Genomic DNA, 18,605 nt, shown 5'->3' with positions numbered 1-18,605 from the left:
GATGACAATTTAAAATTAAATGTCAATGTATAGAATAATCAGAATAATAAAGGAAAATTGGATTTTGATATTGACTCTAATTGTGGTGCTTTTTACTGTATTTCAGTTATATATAACTGTTAAATAATTGTGTTTCTCAATTTCCATTAACACTAACCATTTTATTTTAATCCTCATTTTGAATAATAAAGCACTAATTCACTTAACAAAACTTAACGAACAACTCAGTTTCATAGATTTAGAAATAGATAACCAAATAGAGAAATGTGAAAGTGCGATTGACATTATTTTAAAATCAATAGATGTGGTTAAGAAAATCATATCTAAAAACTCGTTTAAATCTGATTTGGAAGAGGTGCTTTTTTTCAAAGAAACGAAACCTCAATTTACCTCTAAACTTATATATTATAACATGATTTATAAGATTGAAATGAAAAGGCCAAATGGAGGAAATAGAATATTAAAAAAATACTATCACAACGAACTTCTGAAATTAAAATCATTCTTTGATAATGAATTAGAATTCTACCAATATTACCGTTCAGGAAGTACTTACTTGGATTATAAGTACTTCCAAAGAGGTAAATTCGATATAAAGTTGGCATTAGATAGCTATTATTTCGAAGCGGATACTACATTTTCAACTTCACACGATTTTAAAGTTGCAAGAATTTTGGCTAATGACTTGATTCAATTATATTTAGAGAGCCAGTTGGTTATGATTGAAAATAAAGATAATGGTGAGAAATCACAACGTAAACCAAACATCAAATTGATGTGGACAGGCTCAAAAGTTGCCTTAACTGAATTATTATATGCTCTCCACTCTGAAGGTGTTTTCAATAATGGTGCTGTTGATTTAAAAAATATTGCCGAATATTTTGAGCAAGTTTTTGAAATAGATTTAGGACAATATCGCCGTACTTTCCTTGAAATTAGAGCAAGGAAGAGTGATAGGACAAAATTTATTAACTCCTTAAATGAAACTCTTTTAAAAAGAATGGACAATGCAGATGACATAGTTTAGTTAAAAATCGTTCACAGCATAATCCCCGTTGTGAAATAAAAACCCTCAAACTGGACAATTTTGTGCTATAACAATCTAAATCATATGTTATGGCAATAGAAGTAATTACCCGTGAAGACTTAAATGAATTCAGAAGTCTTTTATTAAATGATTTAAAACAAATCATTCAACCTCAATCTCAACAAATAAAGCAATGGCTCAAATCTAACGAAGTCCGAAAATTGCTTAATATTTCCCCAGGAACTTTGCAAAATCTCCGAATTAATGGGACACTTTCTTATACCAAAATTGGAGGTATAATGTATTACAACTATTCGGACATTGAAAAAGTCTTGAATGGTAATACTCAAAAGAGGAGTTCAACTCTTTTCAAATAATGTAATACAATTGAATGAATTACATTAAACATCTGACAGGTTTTTTTTATTGCATCGGCAATGAAGAAATCATTTACCCAACTCACATCAGTTTGTATTTGGCATTGTTTCAAAGTTGGAATGTAAATCGGTTTAAAAATCCCATTACAATTTCTAGGGATGAAATGATGAAAGCCAGTAGGATTGCCTCAAAAGCAACCTATCATAAGTGTATTAAAGAATTGCAATTGCTAGGATTCATAGAATATTTACCATCCTATAATCCGTACCATGGTACAGAAGTAATAATGTATAATCTTTCTGATGGGAATAAGCGAAGAAGTAGTTCAATAATTGGCAATACAAAACCAATAATTGAACAAGTTAATGGTCAGGCTACTGAACATGTTATTGAACCCCATATATATAATAATAAACAAACATTTAAAAACAATAAAAACATATCTATTGAAAGCAATTTTGAGGATTCAATCGATGAAGAATATTTAGAAGCTGACGAGAAAGAAAAAAAAAGTTCCGCAAAAAAAAAAGAAAGTCCAAGTTTAGAATTGGTGAAGGAATATTTCAAGTATCAGGATTATCCTGAGATTGAAGCTGAACGATTTTTTAATTATTATACAAGCAATGGCTGGTTAATTGGTGGCAAAACCAAAATGAAAGATTGGAATGCGGCAGCAAGGAATTGGATGCTTACAACTTCAAAATTTTCAATCAATTTACCTCAGAGTAAAGTACAATCAAGAGCTAATAATTTACACACGCAGGAAGATAAAGACTATGCAGAACCATTGTAAGAGAATCAACTATGAATTTACAATACAACTACCCGGAAATTCTAGCTTGGTTGGAACAAAAAGGGAAACAAGACTATGGAGACAAGTTTCATTTTAAACAACAGGATACGCCTAATATCACAAAGCTTGTAGCCTATTTTTTGAAAGATGAGACAAAAACTAATGAGTATGGCATTGATTTGACTAAAGGGATTCTATTATCGGGTCCTGTAGGCTGTGGAAAGACAACTTTAATGACTTTGATGAAATATGTTGCCAAACAGAATAATAGATTTTATCTGAAGACATGTAGGGATATAAGTTTTGAATTTATCAAAGAAGGATATGAAATTATACACCGCTACAGTCGAGGAAGTTATTCTCAAACTGAGTATAAGAATTATTGCTTTGATGATTTAGGAGTTGAGCAAAACTTAAAATACTATGGCAATGAGTGTAACGTAATGGCTGAAATCATTCTTTCGAGATATGATCTATTTATTGTAAGAAAAGTACAAACGCATTTGACAACTAATCTCTCAGCTTCAGAAATAGAAACAGCTTACGGAAATAGAATCAGGTCGAGATTAAGAGGGATGCTGAACCTCATTGCATTTGATAAAAACACGGCAGACAAACGCTAACTAAAAATACCAATATGAAAATAATTTTAAAAAAAATTAAGAAAATAGACATTGAGATAATACAATATGAATTGCTGAAGTTCATCAGAAATAAGGTTGATAATATTCATCATTGCAAAGATTATGAAAAGTATTGCAATGATATAATTGTCATTGACACCCTACAAAGTATGTTCTACATTTTTAGAACAAAAATTGAAGCCCAAAAAGTAAATTCAAATATTAGCTTAACTCCAACACAATCAGTTATTCTAATCTATTGTTGCCAATGGGAAAGAAAAGAGCGAACCCAAGAGCAGGGAATTGTAATGCAAACTATCTCTGATATAATTCACGAAAAGCTTGTCAATATTTAAAATCAAAAATTATGAAAGTAAAAAACCGCTTTAAAATAGTTTACCTAAATGCACTAGCATTAATAATATGCTTTGCAATCATTATAACCTCACCATTGCAATTTTTAGATTTTATCTTCAGAGGTAAAAATCGAATCCTAAAGTATTTGGAAGATAAGGTTTTTAGAATCTTATTCCGTATAAATGATTTGAGAAAGAATACCTAACAGAAACAAGGCTACAAATGAGTAAAAAAAATAAAAAACCGCTTCCGCATTCGGCAACTAAAGCTGAACTGATTGCAATGTATTGCAATCAGTTCAGTGAAGCCAAAATTAGAAGCCAAATAAATGAAATCCTAAAAGAGAAGAACATTTCTAAAGATACCAAAATAATACCTCATTTGGAGTTTATGGAGTTTGTAGAAACTTACGGATTGCCAAAAGGGTATTATTTTGAAGATGATTAATTAATATTTGTGCTTTAGCAAATAGCTTTCTATTTCAGTATCTTCAAAAATGTTTTCTTCAATAACAACCTGTTTAAAAATGTCTACTTGAATTTCTGTATCGAGCTCAACTTCATTCATTGATTGTGCATTTTCAATGTAAAAATACCACCCAACATTATCAACTCTGTTTTGATAGTCATACATTAATTTTGCAAGCTCCAATTCAGATTTTGATGCTTTTAGTAGCGAAGCCCATTTATCAAAGTTTGCAATTTTTGCAATTACATGCTGGGCATTCATAAGACTAAAATTGTTCTCATTAATGTCAAAATCTGCAATAACCATTTCTATATCAAAGTACTTTGGTGAGTATTCATAAAGAAATGCACTGCTCGTTTTGTCAACAAGAGTTGTTTTTGTTTTAAAATCTTTGTGTAGATTTTTTGCTTGAAGTTTGAAATAGTCAATAGTGTTCATAATATAAATCCTTTAATTTCAAAGATTATTATCCTGAGGTTTTGCGTTCGTATACTATTGTCGGATAATAAGCCCTGAAGGTTTATATTATCTAGTTATTGGTTGATAAAATCTTTGCACGAACGAGCTGGCATACCAAAAATACCTGATACAAATATATAAATTTCATTGAAATTATTTATTCATTTTTTTTAACTTTTAATTGGTTAATCAATTTTGCTAGTGTGAACAGTATTGCAATAGAATTGCAATGATACCTAACAATACTTTACGATACCTAAGAAATCTGTACAATACCTTACCATACCTCACCTTACTTCAAGGCGAGGTTTTTTTATTTCAAACATTTGCTTATGAAAGTTAGTAAATGAAGATGACCAAAGATGAAATCAACTTAATTCTAAAGCGAAGGATAAAAAACGGTGATGAGTTTAATCATCTAATTGAAGAACCTAAAGGACAAAAAGTAAAACTCAAAAAGGGAGATACTTTTTATTCTGTCTCAATGATGAAAGTGTGGGTAGAAACTTTTTACAAACAGGTTGCTAAATTATCACAAATACTGAAAGGAAAAACGATTCAAGAGACAAGTGATAAAATTCATTATTTCTTGTATTACGATATCCAGTATCAAGCTGATGGGGTAACACAGAATTTAAGAAGTCCTGCCAATAGTTGGTTTAACCGCCGTGAGGGAATCGATTGTAAAAGCTATTCTATTTTCGCCAGTTCTGTATTGATGAATTTGGGAATCAAGCATTACATCAGGCAAATCAAACAGCCCAAGTTCAACCCAAAGCAGTACACACATGTTTATGTGATTGTGCCTTTTGACCAAGTAAGCGGAAAATTGGTTAATGGTTATGCAATTATTGACGGAACAATACAGAGCAACAAAGAACCAAATTATACGGATAAAAAAGATGTTTTTATGGATCAGAAATTACCACACATAGGATTGAATTGTCCTGCTCCTAGAAAGAAAGGTTGGTATGTAACCAAGAAACCTTGCAAAAGAGCATATGAGTTATACGATTTTGCTAGAAGTGCTGAACAAGCAAAGAATATGCTAAAATCATTAGGTAATGATGCAATTGCCCATAAATCAACAAGTGAAGGCGGTGCATATAATATCTATGTCAAAAGTAATAGTGTTTATGGCAGTAAAAGAGGACTTAAAGGTGTAGTGAAAAATACAATTCAATCCCGTAGAAGATTTCCATTTTAAATAATTTGATTATGATAATATTAGAAGAACAAGCGGGATTAAACGCTGGATTAAACCGAGGGCTGAAAATAGGAAAAATGCTCAAAAAGAATGTCCGACTAAAAAATGTTAGTATTAAAAATGCTGTGAAAGTTGGTAAAGCGGTAGTTCCGATTGCCACAACTGCTATGAGTTTTTTCCCTGCTACTGCACCCATTGGGATAGCCTCAAAAATAGCCAAAGCTGGAAAACTGGCTAAAATTGCAGCCAAAGCGGGTAAGATTGGAAAAATTGCAATGAAAGTCAAAAAAATTGCAGGTACAAAAGTTGGACAGTTTGCACTAAAGAATATTGTAAAACCTGCGGTTAATAATGCAATTTCCAGAATTAGTAATCAACCGCAATCTATTAGTGACTCACAGTCATTTGAAACTGCCGAGCCAGTAGAAGTAATGCCAAATGCGACTCCTACGCCTGCTCAATTGGAAACCATTGCAGAGGTAAAAGGAGTTCCGGCGGAATCCTTAACTACTGGCACAACAGAAACTGGTGAGGCACTTCCAAATGATGCACAGCTTGAAACTATTTCCAAAGTTAAGGATATTCCTGTGCAAAATTTAAAGGAAGAAGCCCAAGCTCAAAAAGAAACAGCACAACTCGAAAGTGGAGCTTCAACGGTTGACAAGCCTAATTACACGATTCCAATTGTTATCGGTGTTGGAGCTGTAGGAGCCATTCTTTTAGCAACAAGTTCAAAAAGTAATTAATAAACATAGAAATGAAACAAGAATTAATAACAATCAGTTCTGCCGTTGTTGTAGGTGCTCTATCAAGAGGTCTTACAGGCACTATGACCGAGACATCCTCTAACACGGTAAAAGGTGTTGTTAATGGAGCGGTTGCTATTGGTGCAGGATTTTTAGCGGTAAAAGTAAATGGAAGTGATACCAAAAGTTCACTTTTAAGAGGTTCGGCAATCGGAGTTTCCATAGCCCACGGTCTGGAATTAGTGAAGAATATTTTTTTATCTGAGAAAATAGCGGCCAAGCTAAATCCTGAAACAACCATCGGAAGATTTATGCAAAAAACCGCAGGTCTTTCGGGAGCAGTTAATGGTCTAAGTGGGTATATCGATGCTTACGGTAACTATCATGAAGATGGTTTAGGCGGTTACATCGATATCAACGGTAACTATGTAGAAAATGGTTTAAATGCTTATGACGGTGGTGATGGCTTAGGCGCTTACGAAGAAGAAGGCTTGAACGGGTATTTTGATGATGCAGGAAACTATCATGAAGATGGTTTAGGAGGTTACATTGATGTAAATGGAAACTATGTTGAAGATGGCTTAAGCGGTTATGAGGATGACGGATTAGGTGCTTATGAAGATGATGGCTTAGGTGCCTATATCGATGAAAACGGAAACTATATCCTGTAACCCACAATAAGAAGTAAAATTTAATTTATAAAGAAAAATGGAAAATAGAAATCCACAATTGCAAAGAGCAATTAAAGTTTTAGGAGCAAGACAACGTCAAAACACTCAAGTTGCAAGACCACAAGCTACCAAATTGGTCGATAAGACATTCTACCTTAATGTAAAAGTTGACGGAATGAGTGGTATTAATGAACTCGTTGATGCCAATACCAAGAAAATTGTTGGGGTTACCAACTTTGATGGAAACCTACTTAACTCAGGGCGTGATGTGGTTATTGATGCTATTCGTGTGCAGTTTACCACAAAAGGAGATAAAATTGAAAATGCGGATTGGCAAAGTAGAGATACACTTCCTGCAGAATTGCAAAATGCAGATTTAAGACTGATTCAAACCAATGATATGCTCATTGATTTGCCGCTTACCGATGTTCAAAACTTCAAGACTGAAGATTATCGTCCCATTGCAACCACCCCTCTTTTGAGAGCTAAAGAGGAATTTAAATTGGAATTGGAGTTTCCTAAAGGTGTTACCGTTCCGATAAAAGAAGGAATCCACATGTTTTTACGATTGGAATTTAGAGTAACTGAGGCTAAAAAATAAGAGAACAAATAAAAGCCGAAGTCATAACGGCTGCGGCTTTTTAAATTTTAAAAAGTATGCGACAAATTCAACATGTTGTAAAGGCAATCATAAAGCCAGGAGAAAGTAATACTTCTGAGAATTTTAAACTTCCAATTGGTTTTACTACAGGTGTAGCAGTGTACACTAATGGAGTTGAAAAAAGTATCAGTGCAATGACATCCATTGAAATGAAAGATGATAACAGTATTGCTATCATTCCTTCGGTTCATATTGATAATTGGAGACAATCAAATGGTGGCGAATACGAAAAGAGTTTTAAACCTTTGAATTTCGACACTGGGAACAAAGATTATTCACTCATTTTCGCTTTGGACGAACCATTAAAAAGCAATGTTCCATTAAAATTTCATGTAGTGTTTTTATATAACAATAACATTAATAAAGTATAGCATGTTTGTAGAATCTGCTTTTATAACAAGAGAGTTCAAAGAAGAACAAATTCCCGTTTTAGAGGGAGTTACCTGCCTTTCGGTTGTAAACACAGGAACTACAATTGCAATTATCAACGGTGTTACTATTTACCCAACACAGAAGCAAATATTAATTCCACCCGATGGCACTTTTTCAAAGGTAAAGTTAGAGGTCAATTATGTGACAAGCGAATCAACTTTCGACCCAATATTGGTAAAGAGAATCATTACTGTGGAAGAACGAAACAGGATTTTACTTATCTACAAAAAACTAATTTAAAATGGAGCAATTAGATGATTTGATGGATAAACTGGCAAGCGATAAATTTTGCGCTGTAACGGTTTACGACAGGACTACTTCAAAGCCAATTTTTCGCAATATTACCCATGAACAGATAAAAAACGATTATGGTACAAGTGAAGAATTCTTTGAGAAACTCTATAGTGATGGGTTTACTAAACTCACCATTCAGGAAAAGCGTAAAAATGGTGTAAATGCCTTTAAAATTGAAGGCGACCCTTTTGATGTGACTTTTGGGGAAGTTAAATCTAAGTCAAGAGACGTAGAAGACGAACCAAATCAAGTTTTTAAAAAGAAGAAGAAAAAGAAAAAAAGTGCTGGTCTGATGGGTTTGGGAATTGCTGACATCTTCGACTTGAAATTACAAGCTCGTGATCGGGATGAACTAGCTAAAAAATTAGAAGAATCTGAAAAATACAATCGGGAACTTAAAGCTAAAAACGAAGAACTTACAGAGGAAAAACTGCAAAGAAAGTACACAAAGGAAAGTAACGATAGCCTGAATAACATGCTTTTAGGAGTAGTCAAACAAGCCCCAATCATTTTAAAAGGATTAGGGTTTAATATCCCTGTTGAAAATGGTGGTTTAGCAATGGCTTCACCTGAAGATTTGGAAGATGAAAACTATACCGACACAAAAAAAGCTTTCTTGGATATTGCCCGAACCCTTGACGATGATACTATTACGCTGCTTTCAGTCATTTATCAGAAAATCAACGAAAAGACCGAAAACAACTTCTTTTCTCAGGAATTATTCGAGCTTTTACAAAAACATCAAATGTTAGTATGAATACAATAAGTATAAAAACAAAGGAAACCAACCCTTTCAAATTACAGAAGAAAACTAAGCTGATTCAGGAATTAGCAGATTTAGATAATGAAGTTTTGGAAAAATTGGTGGAGCTGAAGAAATCCAAAAAAGCCATTGCAATGGTTACCGACCCGCAGAGCTGGCAAACAATCAAAGAGTTCATAATGTAGAAAGTTGGAGTAACCTGCCTGTATGCTCCGTTTACGGGTGGGTGAAACAATGATAAAGTACAGGTGTAGGCATTGCTCCAAGTTAAGAGAGTAAAAATGAAACGAGAAGAGTAAAATGAACCAACTACTGGGACAACTCTTTAGAATGCTAAAAATAAAATTCTCAGAGTAAAAATGAAATTGGGAGCAATACTACAGCCAAGAAATGACTATGAAAAGACAAGGTTTACATAATCCCGCAGTACTTACAGCAGTGGCTTCATCCCCACAAGGACAAAAAGCAATTGCTAGTACTCTTGAGAATACTAGTGCAGGAGTAAATGCCACGGTCTCGATAGTAAAAGGTGTTTTGAAAATGGGACTTTTTTTAGGTGTGGGTTACTTTGCTTATAAGAAGATTTTTAACGGTTTTTCACCACTAAAAGAGAACAAAAGAGACAGACCAAGTAATATTTCAACAGGAATGGCAAAGAACAAAGCCGAAGCAATTTACAGCGCTATGTATGGTGTTGGAAATGGTTTTAAATCGGTAAAGCAAAACCTTATGGGTGTAAATCCGAACGGATTTGTGAGAATTCATAATGCTTTCGGACTTAGAAAAGGAATCAATCCCTTATCCAAGAAAATGACTCTGATAGAATGGTTTGGAGACCAGTTCAGTCAAAATGAACTAATGGAATTACGCTTTTTAATTCCCAACTTTTTTTAATCATGGACAGTTCAAAATTACTGCCTATCTCGGTTAGTGTAGCGGGATTGGGAATATTGCTTTTTGCCATAGCTCAAGCAAATAAAGATAAAAATGGAAATGCTTATTTGAATCAAGGAACTGTAGAAAATAGCTTCAATGCAAAAGAAATAGCCACCGTGCTTTACGATGCTATGAAAGAAGCCAATTTCACCAATACTGAGAAGCGCAAAACCATTTTTACAACACTCACAGGGGTAAGTCAAGCACAGTTTTCATGGGTTATTAAAGCCTTTGGAAGTAGATATTATAATACTCTTACAGGTAACACCTATTTCGCCTTATGGCAAAGTCCTGTAAAGCATCCTTTGAAGGTTTGGCTTAAAGAGGAATTAAGTGACAGTGATTATAAATTATTGAAATCAAATTATCCAAAATACTTATAAAAATGACCACAGAAGATAAAATATGGATTGGTGGCGGAATCGCACTTGCTATAGGTGGTGGCATTTATTATTTCGTTCAAAAAAACAAGAATGATAATGAAATCAGTCAAGAAGTTGAAGCGGATTTGAGCAATGAAACTTTACCAGTAGCAACTCCGAAGCCTATAAGAACCCCAACATTGGCAACCGCTCCGATTGTTCCTATGAAAACGATTTCAGAACCTCCAGTCAGAAGTGCTGATGCATTTAGATATAACATAGGTCAGGAAGTGATGGCTTCAGGATTTAATGGAACAAAAACTTATGATGCACGAAAAATGGCAGACGGGAATTACACTAGTGAGGGAATTCGAAAAGCTACTTTTAAAAAAGGCGATAAAATCGGTAAAATCATTTGGGTTGGCAAAAGACCTGATGGAACATATCGCTATGTAGCTCAAAGAGACGGTACTTTTTTAAATGATATCTACTGGATTGCAGATCATAGTGTCATAAAACCTGTTGGTAAGATTTTACCAACTATCCAAGCGGTAACAGAGATATCAGGAATAGATAAATCTATGCTTCTTAAAAAAGGTAGTAAAGGCAAGGAAGTAAGAACACTACAAACTTTATTAAAAATTAAGGTGGACGGTGATTTTGGAAGAAATACAGAGAATGCTCTTTTCACTCAAAAAGGAATAAAACAAATCAGACTTAAAGACTGGAGATAATGAATACAAGTACAGGAGTATGGATTGGTTTAGGCGTATTGGGCGCAATCATTATCGCTTCAATGAGTGATGAATCTAAACCTAAAATAGAATCCAAATCAAACGAAAAACCAAATGTCGAACCCAAAAAGGTACAATTGTAATGGAATTTTTATTATCAAATAGTACGCCTTTTTTGAAGGCTTTTAAAAAGTATGCAATTAATACTCCAAAGCGTGTTGCGCATTTTTTAGCGCAGCTTCACGAGGAAACGGGCGGATTTATAAAGCTATCTGAAAATTTGAATTACACACCTGCTGGACTAATTGAAACTTTTGGGACAAATCAGATTTCGATTGCTCAAGCCAATCTTTATGGTAGAACCGCTAAACGTAAAGCGAATCAGGAAGCCATTGCCAATATAGTGTATGGTGGTAAATGGGGGAAAGCCAATTTGGGTAATACACAAGTTGGTGACGGTTGGCGTTTTAGAGGACGTGGATTAATTCAATTAACAGGTAGAGTAAACTATCAGGCTTACAAGGATTATTCAGGAGTTGATGTTATTGCAAACCCTGATTTAGCATCACGTCCTGACATTGCAATTGATATTGCAGGTTGGTTTTGGAGTGTGAGATTCAAGCTTAATCCAATTGCAGACACCAATAATGTCACATCAATTACCAAGAAAATTAACGGTGGTCTTACCAATTTTTCTGAGCGTGTCAAACAGCTTAATTATTACACAGGTATTGACACACTTGGGATATTAAAAAAAAAAGCGAGTCCGAGACCGGTCAAATCGAAGAGTAAACCTGTTTATAGCTACTACAACCCTTTTACTAGGGTGCTCGATTTTGGTTCTAAAACTAAATAAAGGATAAAATATGTTACCAATAGAAACCATACTAAACTATTTCTTGGGTTCAACGACCCTGATTTCAATATACATTGCTTGGAGGTCAAGGAATTCTGAGCTGAAAAAAAATGAAGCATCAGCTCTTGAAGCTATCGATTCGATTTACACCAAAATGTCAATTGTAACGGATAAGAAGTTTGAAGAAATGCAGAGGATTATTGATGAAAACACTATTGAAATTAAAAACCTTAAAGAACAATTGCAAGAATACCAGGAAAGATGTGCCAGCTGTTTGAATAACAAGAATAATGAAAAGACAAATTCTGAATAGAATCATTTTTGCCGCCAGTTTGTATTATGAAATTGATTTGTTTCAGGCAATAGAGACTAGCAAACTACTTCTTTTCATTATCAAAATTCATCTTAACAAACCTAAACCATGAAAAAATCAATCCAATTACTCATTCTCATTTTTTGTATTCTGCTAACAAGCTGTTCTTCTACTAAAAAACTCAAAGAAGAAAACACTTTACTTAAGAGCGAGATTCAGAAACGGGACAGTATTAAAAATACGGTTATCAATCAAGCAATCGATGATAAATTAATTACTCCGATTGTACAAAGTCAAACTGGAAATTCTGTTTTTGATAGTCTTGTAAATGCCAAGGTAGATGAAATACTATCCAAACTAAACACTTCCAAGAATTCGGGTGACAATGGTTATAAACTCATTTATGACAAGCTTAAAAAACAGTTGGAGTTTTACGCCCAAATCGCCCAAACTCAGAATGAAAATACAGCGGTTAAAAATGAAAAAGTAAAAACGATTATCCAGGTAAAAAAGATTCCCATGGTAGTAGAAAAACCACTTTCTAAACTGGAAAAGTTTTTAATGGGATTAGGGATTTTGGCTTTGCTCTACATTGTGTATAAAATAATAGACATAATCAGAAGAAAAACAAGCGTATGGGCATAAGAGCAAAACATATTGTAATCACAGGGGCATTATTAGGCATTGGAGCATTATGGTACAGCAGTAAACTCAATAAGTGGAAAGAAACAATGAAAAAACTAAAAGCATTACCAACTGGAATTAGAAACTTCGATATTAATTTCAAACGAGTGCGTTTTAATTTGGATGTTACAATCTACAATCCTACAGGTGACAATTTCAGTCCTGATGGAGTTATTGCAACTATTAAACGAATTATTCTCAAAGATAAAACAGCCAAGCGAATTGCCACAATCACAGTCAATAAATCCTTTTTATCAATTCCTGCCAAAGGAAAACATGTACTGAAGGATCTAATTGTAGAAATTCCAATACTGGAGAATATTTCTAATTGGCAAAATCTCTCACAGATAAGAAGCGTAAATGATATCCAGACCGAAACAATTTTGGGAGTTTTAGGTAAAGAGTATTCAATAATAAAGTAAGCATGGATTTAATATCATCATTCAATAATCTTAACGGTAAAACTGTAAAACGTTCCGTTTTGAAATCTCTTTTAACAAGAGCTAAAAAGCAGAGGCATTCGATTATTGCAAGTCGGATTAGTAAAGTTTTACAGCAAAATAATGATGCACTTTTTACTATTGAGCTAATGCAATTAATAGAACCTGCTGGACTTAGTGGAGCAGAGCAAAAAATCATTCTTCCAACATTGGAATACATTTCTGAAGAAGATTCAGAAGGAGGGCTAAATGGTGTTTCTCCTGATGATATTTATAGCTACATCACAGACTTGATTATTAATACAATTGATAAGGTCGGGCATTTGCCTTGGCAAAAAGATTGGGTTGGTTCAGGTTCTGAAGGTGCAGCTAAAAATTATGTTAGCAAGAAAGAATATACAGGAGCAAACTTCCTACTCAATTTCGATATTAAGTTTGACAAAGAAGGTAAAGGGTATTTAGTACCAATTAAGTTCATTCAGCCTTATTATTTAACATTCAACCAGATTAAGGAAACTGGTGCAAGTTTAAAGAAAGACAGTAAAGCAAGACGTGTAATTTATTACACCATGATTTTCAGTTTTGACAACGGTGTTTTGCAGTTCAAAACTACGGACAGGGAAAAGTTTGCCGAGTTTGTAAAAGCCAATGGATTAACTAAAGAAGATTTAAGAGAGCATCTGCAAAAGATCCCAGTAATCAAATATTACAATGTCTTTAGAGCTGATGATTGTACAGGTTTGAAATTTCCTGAAGCAACAGGTAATAAAAACGTGAATCCAATTGAACAAGCCCAAAGTCTTATTGATGGATATAAAGATCCACCCACATACACTTTTGTTGGAGATAGAGCCTATTATCAACCTTCAACCGATAAACTTAACATGCCTAATATCAAAGCTTTCAAAAAAGAAGCTTCCTACTACTGTACTTTTTTTCATGAACTCACACACTCCACAGGAGCAAAAAAGCGATTGAATAGGGATATGACTGGAACCTTTGGAAGTAAGCCTTATGCCTTTGAAGAACTGATCGCTGAACTCGGAGCCGTCTTTATGTGCTCCGAAGCAGGCATATTGTTTCAAACTAAAGAAAATTCAGCAAAGTATCTTAAAAACTGGAATACTGTTTTGGTGAATGAATTGGAAAATGATAACCGCTTTTTCTTGAAAGCTTCAGCGCAATCCCAAAAAGCAGTCAATTACATATTAGGTAGAAATACAGAAAGTGAAGAATCGGAAATAGTGAAAGAAGAGGTTAAAAAAGTAGCTGCAAAAAGACCAGGAAAGAAAAAGGTAAAACCTAAAGTTACCAAAGCTAAAAAAATCGGACTATCAGCTTCAATTGTGGCAAGTAAAAATACTGAATTAACCAAAAAGAGAACTGTACAAACTGTAGTTAAAAAAAGAGATAGTAAAGTTGCTTCCAATCAGGATAAAAGCCTTAATGCGCTTGAAAAACTTGGTTTTATTTCTGCTAATTCTGTACCAAAGGAAGTAAAAGATGTTTTTGTACTGGGTGGCGAAATTGGGAAGTTTTTACAAAAACAACAGCCTCATAAAGCTTTAATCCTAATAAAAGGAAACAAGCACAGTTCAAAATCACAGTTGGCCATGCAGATTGCCAATGCTTTTGGAGAAGCACAAATTCCAGTAGCTTATATCGATTATGAGCAAGGAGGAATTGAAAGCAAGGACACAGTAGATAGTATCAACAGAAATACTACTGAAGCAGGAAGAAAGTATATAGCCATAAAAGGTTATTTAGAAAACCCTTTTGAGGAATTACAAGGATTCTGCAAGGTGGTCAAAGTCATTATTGCGGATTCTGTTACGGATTTGAAAATTACTGCCGACCAGCTAAATTATTTGAGAACCAAATACCCGAAAATTATTTGGTGCTTCATTTCTCAAGTGAAAGAAAACGGAGCTATGTACGGAGGTAATAAAATGGCTCACAATCCAACTTCAGTGATTCATTGTTCATCACATCCCGACCCTAAACAACGGTTTGCCACATTGGAGAAAAACAGAGGTAATGATCTTACTTTGAAATACTCGATGTACTTCAAAAAAGTAGTAAACGAACCCAAAAAAAAGAAATTATCATTTAAAGTCAAATAACTAAAATCAGAAATCATGGTAGCTAAAAAAGTAAAATCAAAAGGAAAAAAAAGAATCTCAGCTAAAAAGCTTTGTAGCGGTGTAATCAAACGTGAAGGCGTTAAAAAAGACGGAACTCTGAAAAAGGGTTATCGCTATGTTAAAGGAGGAAAAGTTGTGAAAGCAAAAGTAAAGAAATAGTTTTTGATTTGGGTTGATTGGGAAAGCCGTGTTGCAGAGATGTAGCACGGCTTTTGTATTTAGTTAGTGATATTTTATAGTTTAATTGTCAGGTTTGTCCTGATATTTTAGCTATGAAACACAATTATTAAATTATAAAAATTAATACTAGTTGTTAAATTATCAAGTACTTTCTATCGATAATAATAAATTTTCCATATATATAATCAGATATTTCATATTGCAATATACGATATGTGTCCTTAAAACTTTGTTTTTGTTAAATTTAATGATTAATATTGCATATCGCAATATGAAATATAGTTATGATACATGCAAAAAGTAACTTAAAACCACAGGACATCGTAATTTTATTGAAAATAATTGCATTAGGTGATAAAACTTGGTTTCATCATACCATTGCTCAAGAACTAGGTATAAGTCAATCAGAGGTTAGTCAATCACTAAACCGTTCCAAATATTCAGGATTAATTGATGATACAAGAAAAAAAGTAAACAAATTAGCTTTTACCGAATTTTTGCTTCATGGTGTTGCCTATGCTTTTCCACAACAACCCGGAGCTATTGTTAGAGGGGTTTTAACAGCACATGCAGCAGAACCTTTAAATCAAATTATCGAATCAAACGAAAAATATGTTTGGCCATATGCTAAAGGTTTAGAAAGAGGACAAGCTATTGAGCCATTATATAACACTGTGGTAGAAGCAACTTTAAATGATAAGGAATTATATGAATTATTAACAATGGTTGATACTATAAGAGTTGGAAGAATTCGAGAAAAAGAGATTGCAAAAAAAGAACTAGAAAAAAGGATTTTAAATTCTTAATATAAAACATTTGTAATGGAAGAGGAAATTAGAAATATAATTATCGAAACTGATTTAGATACTTCATTAGAAGATAAGAATGATGGTGGGCTTTATCCATATGATCCAGCTTATGAAAATATTGAAATTGGAGAAGATCCATTTTCAATATTTGAGTATTTAAGACAATTAGAAAAAGGAAAAATTACAATACAACCTGATTTTCAGAGAAATCAGGTGTGGAATAATACTCAAAAAAGTAAATTTATTGAGTCCATTATTTTAAACTTTCCATTACCACCAATTTATTTGAATGAAACTAAAGATTCAACATATATAGTTATTGATGGTTTACAAAGATCAACAGCCCTTAGAGAATTTTATCAAGGGAAGTATGCTTTATCAGGTATAGAGGCTTTACCTAAATATAATTCATATAGATTCAAAGATTTACCTGAGGTTTTACAATCAAAATTTGAAGATAAAAAATTAACTGTTTTCGTTTTAAAACCTTCAACACCTATGGTTGTTATTTATGATTTATTTAATCGTATTAATACAGGAGGTACACAATTAAATAGGCAAGAAGTTAGAAATTGTATATTTATTGGTAAATCTACTCAGCTACTTAAAGAGCTTTCAGAGCAATATTTTTTTAAAGAAGCCATAAGTTGGGGGGTTTCGGATAAAAGAATGAAAGATAGAGAAGTTATTTTAAGGTATTTATCATTTAGATGGTTTGATTATCAAAATGAATATACTGGTGACATGAGTGATTTTGTTGAAACTGCTATGAAGAAAATCAATAAAGTTGATGAGGAGAAAATAGAAGAAATTAAAGAGGACTTTTTAAGAGTAATGGGATGGTCATTTGAAATATGGGGAGACGCTAACTTTAGAATTCCAACCGATCATACAAGAGGAACAATTAATACGGCAATTCTTGAATCTGTTTGTGTGTATTTATCCTTTGCTTCAAATGAGTTTTTAATTAGAAATCAAGAAATTATAAAAGCAAATTACACTAAATTAATTAATGATCCTATCTATTTTGAAGCGGTTACAAAATCAACTGGAAATAAAGCTAAAGTTTTAGATAGATTTAGATTAGCAAAAGAAATTTTAAATCAAGATACAGAATGATCAAAGAAATACAAATACAAAATTTTAAGTGTTTTACAAATTCTAAACCATTTGAGTTTTCAAAAATTAATTTGTTAACTGGAATCAATGGTAGAGGAAAATCTTCTTTATTACAAGCTTTCTTGATTTTATCTCAATCAGCATGGAAAAATAAAAACTTAAAAAAATTAGTTATAAATGATGAACTGATAAATCTAGGGAACTTTGATGACATTAAAAACAGTGAAACTCCTAGAGGGGAAAATATTCATTTTAATATAAAATTTGATTTGCCTTTTATTGATGAAGCTAAAATTCAATTCAATGAAAATCCTGATGAACCATTACTAGCAGATTTTGTTAAGTTAGATATCATTTCACAAGACCAAAATTTTGTAATTAACAATTATGATAAAGAGATTAATGAAATAATATTGACTTTTTCTGAAATATTAAAAAAAATACATTTTGTTAGTGCTGATAGACTTGGTCCTGTTAAATATGTCGAAAAAACAAATTTACCCGAATTTTTACATGTTGGACCAAGGGGCGAGCACACAATTAATATCCTAGCAGAATCTATAAATTTATCTAATGTTAATGATGTATTATACCTTGGGAATGATGCAAAATCGGTACTTCAACAAACAATAGAATGGTTAAACTACATTCTTGAAGGAGCAAATATATCAATTGGAGGTAAGGATAAAGAAAGTAGTGTTTTATACATGCTCCTCAATAATAAAAACAATTCATATGCTTATAAACCTGCTAATGTGGGCTTTGGTTATAGTTATATTTTACCATTAATTGTTACAGGTTTAATTGCTAAACCAGGCGAAACAATCATTATTGAAAACCCAGAAGCACATTTACATCCTAGAGCACAATCTAAAATTGCAGAATTTTTTTCTAAAGTAGCATCATGTGGTATTCAGGTATTTATAGAATCACATAGTGAGCATATTTTAAATGGATTAAGAGTTAGTGCTTTAAAGCCTAATATAAATATTAAATATGATGAACTAGCTGTCCATTATTTTGATGAATCATTTGATTCTGTTAAATTAACAATGAATAATAAAGGTAAAATTCAAAATTGGCCATATGGTTTTTTTGACCAACAAGAAATTGATTTTGCAGATATATTTAAATATACACGTGATTAGT

28 protein-coding genes are annotated in these 18,605 nt (G+C 32.9%); 27 read left to right on the top strand and 1 reads right to left on the bottom strand.

The features are described from left to right. The first annotated feature begins 178 nt into the window (after positions 1-178). The 6 genes from WFZ86_RS15080 (at position 179) to WFZ86_RS15055 (ending at position 3,625) form a co-directional block, all read left to right on the top strand. Positions 179-1,027 (top strand): RteC domain-containing protein, encoded by an 849-nt coding sequence (locus tag WFZ86_RS15080; RefSeq protein WP_342692697.1) that lies wholly within the window; start codon positions 179-181, stop codon positions 1,025-1,027. An 89-nt stretch (positions 1,028-1,116) separates the two neighbouring features. Further along, positions 1,117-1,404, top strand: coding sequence for a helix-turn-helix domain-containing protein (locus tag WFZ86_RS15075; protein WP_342692696.1), 288 nt, complete (start codon positions 1,117-1,119; stop codon positions 1,402-1,404). Between the two features lie 14 nt (positions 1,405-1,418). Further along, positions 1,419-2,198, top strand: coding sequence for a transcriptional regulator (locus WFZ86_RS15070; RefSeq protein ID WP_342692695.1), 780 nt, complete (start codon positions 1,419-1,421; stop codon positions 2,196-2,198). Between the two features lie 11 nt (positions 2,199-2,209). Continuing rightward, a complete protein-coding gene (locus WFZ86_RS15065; protein ID WP_342692694.1) occupies positions 2,210-2,821 on the top strand; it encodes an ATP-binding protein in 612 nt (203 codons plus the stop codon). Positions 2,822-2,835: 14 nt separating this feature from the next. Beyond that, positions 2,836-3,177, top strand: coding sequence for a hypothetical protein (locus WFZ86_RS15060; protein ID WP_342692693.1), 342 nt, complete (start codon positions 2,836-2,838; stop codon positions 3,175-3,177). Positions 3,178-3,400: 223 nt separating this feature from the next. Continuing rightward, positions 3,401-3,625 (top strand): hypothetical protein, encoded by a 225-nt coding sequence (locus WFZ86_RS15055; RefSeq protein WP_342692692.1) that lies wholly within the window; start codon positions 3,401-3,403, stop codon positions 3,623-3,625. Here WFZ86_RS15055 and WFZ86_RS15050 read toward each other — a convergent pair whose 3' ends face one another. Beyond that, positions 3,626-4,084, bottom strand: a complete 459-nt coding sequence (locus tag WFZ86_RS15050; protein ID WP_342692691.1) for a hypothetical protein — start codon at positions 4,082-4,084, stop codon at positions 3,626-3,628. Between the two features lie 367 nt (positions 4,085-4,451). Between WFZ86_RS15050 and WFZ86_RS15045 the strand changes: the two genes are divergently transcribed. The 21 genes from WFZ86_RS15045 (at position 4,452) to WFZ86_RS14945 (ending at position 18,604) form a co-directional block, all read left to right on the top strand. Beyond that, positions 4,452-5,312, top strand: coding sequence for a transglutaminase-like domain-containing protein (locus WFZ86_RS15045; RefSeq protein WP_342692690.1), 861 nt, complete (start codon positions 4,452-4,454; stop codon positions 5,310-5,312). Positions 5,313-5,323: 11 nt separating this feature from the next. Next, on the top strand, positions 5,324-6,058 hold the full coding sequence (locus WFZ86_RS15040; protein ID WP_342692689.1) for a hypothetical protein: 735 nt from the start codon (positions 5,324-5,326) through the stop codon (positions 6,056-6,058). Positions 6,059-6,069: 11 nt separating this feature from the next. Then, complete coding sequence (locus tag WFZ86_RS15035; RefSeq protein ID WP_342692688.1) at positions 6,070-6,729, top strand: hypothetical protein; 660 nt, start codon at positions 6,070-6,072, stop codon at positions 6,727-6,729. A gap of 37 nt (positions 6,730-6,766) precedes the next feature. Next, positions 6,767-7,330 carry a hypothetical protein gene (locus WFZ86_RS15030; RefSeq protein ID WP_342692687.1) on the top strand — a complete coding sequence of 188 codons (564 nt, stop codon included), beginning with the start codon at positions 6,767-6,769 and terminating at the stop codon, positions 7,328-7,330. Between the two features lie 56 nt (positions 7,331-7,386). Beyond that, positions 7,387-7,761 (top strand): hypothetical protein, encoded by a 375-nt coding sequence (locus WFZ86_RS15025; protein ID WP_291149698.1) that lies wholly within the window; start codon positions 7,387-7,389, stop codon positions 7,759-7,761. Position 7,762: 1 nt separating this feature from the next. Continuing rightward, positions 7,763-8,062, top strand: coding sequence for a hypothetical protein (locus WFZ86_RS15020; protein WP_342692686.1), 300 nt, complete (start codon positions 7,763-7,765; stop codon positions 8,060-8,062). A 1-nt stretch (position 8,063) separates the two neighbouring features. Then, positions 8,064-8,873, top strand: coding sequence for a hypothetical protein (locus WFZ86_RS15015; protein ID WP_342692685.1), 810 nt, complete (start codon positions 8,064-8,066; stop codon positions 8,871-8,873). Beyond that, positions 8,870-9,064 carry a hypothetical protein gene (locus WFZ86_RS15010; protein WP_342692684.1) on the top strand — a complete coding sequence of 65 codons (195 nt, stop codon included), beginning with the start codon at positions 8,870-8,872 and terminating at the stop codon, positions 9,062-9,064. Before WFZ86_RS15015 ends, WFZ86_RS15010 begins: the two co-directional genes overlap by 4 nt. 211 nt (positions 9,065-9,275) lie before the next feature. Then, positions 9,276-9,773, top strand: a complete 498-nt coding sequence (locus WFZ86_RS15005; protein ID WP_342692683.1) for a hypothetical protein — start codon at positions 9,276-9,278, stop codon at positions 9,771-9,773. A gap of 2 nt (positions 9,774-9,775) precedes the next feature. Beyond that, positions 9,776-10,198, top strand: coding sequence for a hypothetical protein (locus WFZ86_RS15000; protein ID WP_342692682.1), 423 nt, complete (start codon positions 9,776-9,778; stop codon positions 10,196-10,198). 2 nt (positions 10,199-10,200) lie between these two features. After that, positions 10,201-10,911: a peptidoglycan-binding domain-containing protein gene (locus WFZ86_RS14995; RefSeq protein ID WP_342692681.1), complete on the top strand. Its 711-nt coding sequence runs from the start codon at positions 10,201-10,203 to the stop codon at positions 10,909-10,911. Then, positions 10,911-11,054 carry a hypothetical protein gene (locus WFZ86_RS14990; protein ID WP_291149680.1) on the top strand — a complete coding sequence of 48 codons (144 nt, stop codon included), beginning with the start codon at positions 10,911-10,913 and terminating at the stop codon, positions 11,052-11,054. Before WFZ86_RS14995 ends, WFZ86_RS14990 begins: the two co-directional genes overlap by 1 nt. After that, positions 11,054-11,767 carry a glycoside hydrolase family 19 protein gene (locus WFZ86_RS14985; protein ID WP_342692680.1) on the top strand — a complete coding sequence of 238 codons (714 nt, stop codon included), beginning with the start codon at positions 11,054-11,056 and terminating at the stop codon, positions 11,765-11,767. Before WFZ86_RS14990 ends, WFZ86_RS14985 begins: the two co-directional genes overlap by 1 nt. 10 nt (positions 11,768-11,777) lie before the next feature. Continuing rightward, positions 11,778-12,080 carry a hypothetical protein gene (locus WFZ86_RS14980; protein WP_342692679.1) on the top strand — a complete coding sequence of 101 codons (303 nt, stop codon included), beginning with the start codon at positions 11,778-11,780 and terminating at the stop codon, positions 12,078-12,080. 108 nt (positions 12,081-12,188) lie between these two features. Next, entirely contained in the window at positions 12,189-12,725 is a 537-nt protein-coding gene (locus tag WFZ86_RS14975; RefSeq protein WP_342692678.1) for a hypothetical protein, read from the top strand. Beyond that, on the top strand, positions 12,716-13,186 hold the full coding sequence (locus tag WFZ86_RS14970) for a hypothetical protein (protein ID WP_342692677.1): 471 nt from the start codon (positions 12,716-12,718) through the stop codon (positions 13,184-13,186). Before WFZ86_RS14975 ends, WFZ86_RS14970 begins: the two co-directional genes overlap by 10 nt. A 2-nt stretch (positions 13,187-13,188) precedes the next feature. Then, entirely contained in the window at positions 13,189-15,327 is a 2,139-nt protein-coding gene (locus tag WFZ86_RS14965) for an ArdC family protein (RefSeq protein ID WP_342692676.1), read from the top strand. Between the two features lie 15 nt (positions 15,328-15,342). After that, positions 15,343-15,507 (top strand): hypothetical protein, encoded by a 165-nt coding sequence (locus WFZ86_RS14960; protein ID WP_342692675.1) that lies wholly within the window; start codon positions 15,343-15,345, stop codon positions 15,505-15,507. A gap of 305 nt (positions 15,508-15,812) precedes the next feature. After that, positions 15,813-16,334, top strand: a complete 522-nt coding sequence (locus WFZ86_RS14955; RefSeq protein ID WP_342692674.1) for a hypothetical protein — start codon at positions 15,813-15,815, stop codon at positions 16,332-16,334. Positions 16,335-16,349: 15 nt separating this feature from the next. Next, a complete protein-coding gene (locus WFZ86_RS14950) occupies positions 16,350-17,456 on the top strand; it encodes a GmrSD restriction endonuclease domain-containing protein (RefSeq protein WP_342692673.1) in 1,107 nt (368 codons plus the stop codon). Then, positions 17,453-18,604 (top strand): DUF3696 domain-containing protein, encoded by a 1,152-nt coding sequence (locus tag WFZ86_RS14945; RefSeq protein ID WP_342692672.1) that lies wholly within the window; start codon positions 17,453-17,455, stop codon positions 18,602-18,604. The genes WFZ86_RS14950 and WFZ86_RS14945 overlap by 4 nt, the downstream gene beginning before the upstream one ends. The last annotated feature ends 1 nt before the right edge of the window (position 18,605 follow it).

Origin of the sequence: Flavobacterium polysaccharolyticum (assembly GCF_038739875.1) — a bacterium.
GTDB classification, from domain to species: Bacteria; Bacteroidota; Bacteroidia; order Flavobacteriales; family Flavobacteriaceae; genus Flavobacterium; species Flavobacterium polysaccharolyticum.
The sequence above is the reverse complement of the archived record's forward strand: the minus strand, read 5'-3'. Positions and strand labels throughout refer to the sequence as shown.

Bases quoted from the DNA above. Each gene is read 5' to 3' on its own strand.
- WFZ86_RS14955 (WP_342692674.1), top strand. From the start codon at position 15,813: ATGATACATGCAAAAAGTAACTTAAAACCACAGGACATCGTAATTTTA.
- WFZ86_RS14980 (WP_342692679.1), top strand. From the start codon at position 11,778: ATGTTACCAATAGAAACCATACTAAACTATTTCTTGGGTTCAACGACC.
- WFZ86_RS15005 (WP_342692683.1), top strand. From the start codon at position 9,276: ATGAAAAGACAAGGTTTACATAATCCCGCAGTACTTACAGCAGTGGCT.
- WFZ86_RS14970 (WP_342692677.1), top strand. From the start codon at position 12,716: ATGGGCATAAGAGCAAAACATATTGTAATCACAGGGGCATTATTAGGC.
- WFZ86_RS15035 (WP_342692688.1), top strand. From the start codon at position 6,070: ATGAAACAAGAATTAATAACAATCAGTTCTGCCGTTGTTGTAGGTGCT.
- WFZ86_RS14975 (WP_342692678.1), top strand. From the start codon at position 12,189: ATGAAAAAATCAATCCAATTACTCATTCTCATTTTTTGTATTCTGCTA.
- WFZ86_RS14985 (WP_342692680.1), top strand. From the start codon at position 11,054: ATGGAATTTTTATTATCAAATAGTACGCCTTTTTTGAAGGCTTTTAAA.
- WFZ86_RS15065 (WP_342692694.1), top strand. From the start codon at position 2,210: ATGAATTTACAATACAACTACCCGGAAATTCTAGCTTGGTTGGAACAA.
- WFZ86_RS14990 (WP_291149680.1), top strand. From the start codon at position 10,911: ATGAATACAAGTACAGGAGTATGGATTGGTTTAGGCGTATTGGGCGCA.
- WFZ86_RS15075 (WP_342692696.1), top strand. From the start codon at position 1,117: ATGGCAATAGAAGTAATTACCCGTGAAGACTTAAATGAATTCAGAAGT.
- WFZ86_RS15010 (WP_342692684.1), top strand. From the start codon at position 8,870: ATGAATACAATAAGTATAAAAACAAAGGAAACCAACCCTTTCAAATTA.
- WFZ86_RS15015 (WP_342692685.1), top strand. From the start codon at position 8,064: ATGGAGCAATTAGATGATTTGATGGATAAACTGGCAAGCGATAAATTT.
- WFZ86_RS15070 (WP_342692695.1), top strand. From the start codon at position 1,419: ATGAATTACATTAAACATCTGACAGGTTTTTTTTATTGCATCGGCAAT.
- WFZ86_RS15050 (WP_342692691.1), bottom strand. From the start codon at position 4,084: ATGAACACTATTGACTATTTCAAACTTCAAGCAAAAAATCTACACAAA.
- WFZ86_RS15060 (WP_342692693.1), top strand. From the start codon at position 2,836: ATGAAAATAATTTTAAAAAAAATTAAGAAAATAGACATTGAGATAATA.
- WFZ86_RS14960 (WP_342692675.1), top strand. From the start codon at position 15,343: ATGGTAGCTAAAAAAGTAAAATCAAAAGGAAAAAAAAGAATCTCAGCT.
- WFZ86_RS15040 (WP_342692689.1), top strand. From the start codon at position 5,324: ATGATAATATTAGAAGAACAAGCGGGATTAAACGCTGGATTAAACCGA.
- WFZ86_RS15020 (WP_342692686.1), top strand. From the start codon at position 7,763: ATGTTTGTAGAATCTGCTTTTATAACAAGAGAGTTCAAAGAAGAACAA.
- WFZ86_RS15030 (WP_342692687.1), top strand. From the start codon at position 6,767: ATGGAAAATAGAAATCCACAATTGCAAAGAGCAATTAAAGTTTTAGGA.
- WFZ86_RS14950 (WP_342692673.1), top strand. From the start codon at position 16,350: ATGGAAGAGGAAATTAGAAATATAATTATCGAAACTGATTTAGATACT.
- WFZ86_RS15000 (WP_342692682.1), top strand. From the start codon at position 9,776: ATGGACAGTTCAAAATTACTGCCTATCTCGGTTAGTGTAGCGGGATTG.
- WFZ86_RS15055 (WP_342692692.1), top strand. From the start codon at position 3,401: ATGAGTAAAAAAAATAAAAAACCGCTTCCGCATTCGGCAACTAAAGCT.
- WFZ86_RS14965 (WP_342692676.1), top strand. From the start codon at position 13,189: ATGGATTTAATATCATCATTCAATAATCTTAACGGTAAAACTGTAAAA.
- WFZ86_RS14995 (WP_342692681.1), top strand. From the start codon at position 10,201: ATGACCACAGAAGATAAAATATGGATTGGTGGCGGAATCGCACTTGCT.
- WFZ86_RS14945 (WP_342692672.1), top strand. From the start codon at position 17,453: ATGATCAAAGAAATACAAATACAAAATTTTAAGTGTTTTACAAATTCT.
- WFZ86_RS15045 (WP_342692690.1), top strand. From the start codon at position 4,452: ATGAAGATGACCAAAGATGAAATCAACTTAATTCTAAAGCGAAGGATA.
- WFZ86_RS15025 (WP_291149698.1), top strand. From the start codon at position 7,387: ATGCGACAAATTCAACATGTTGTAAAGGCAATCATAAAGCCAGGAGAA.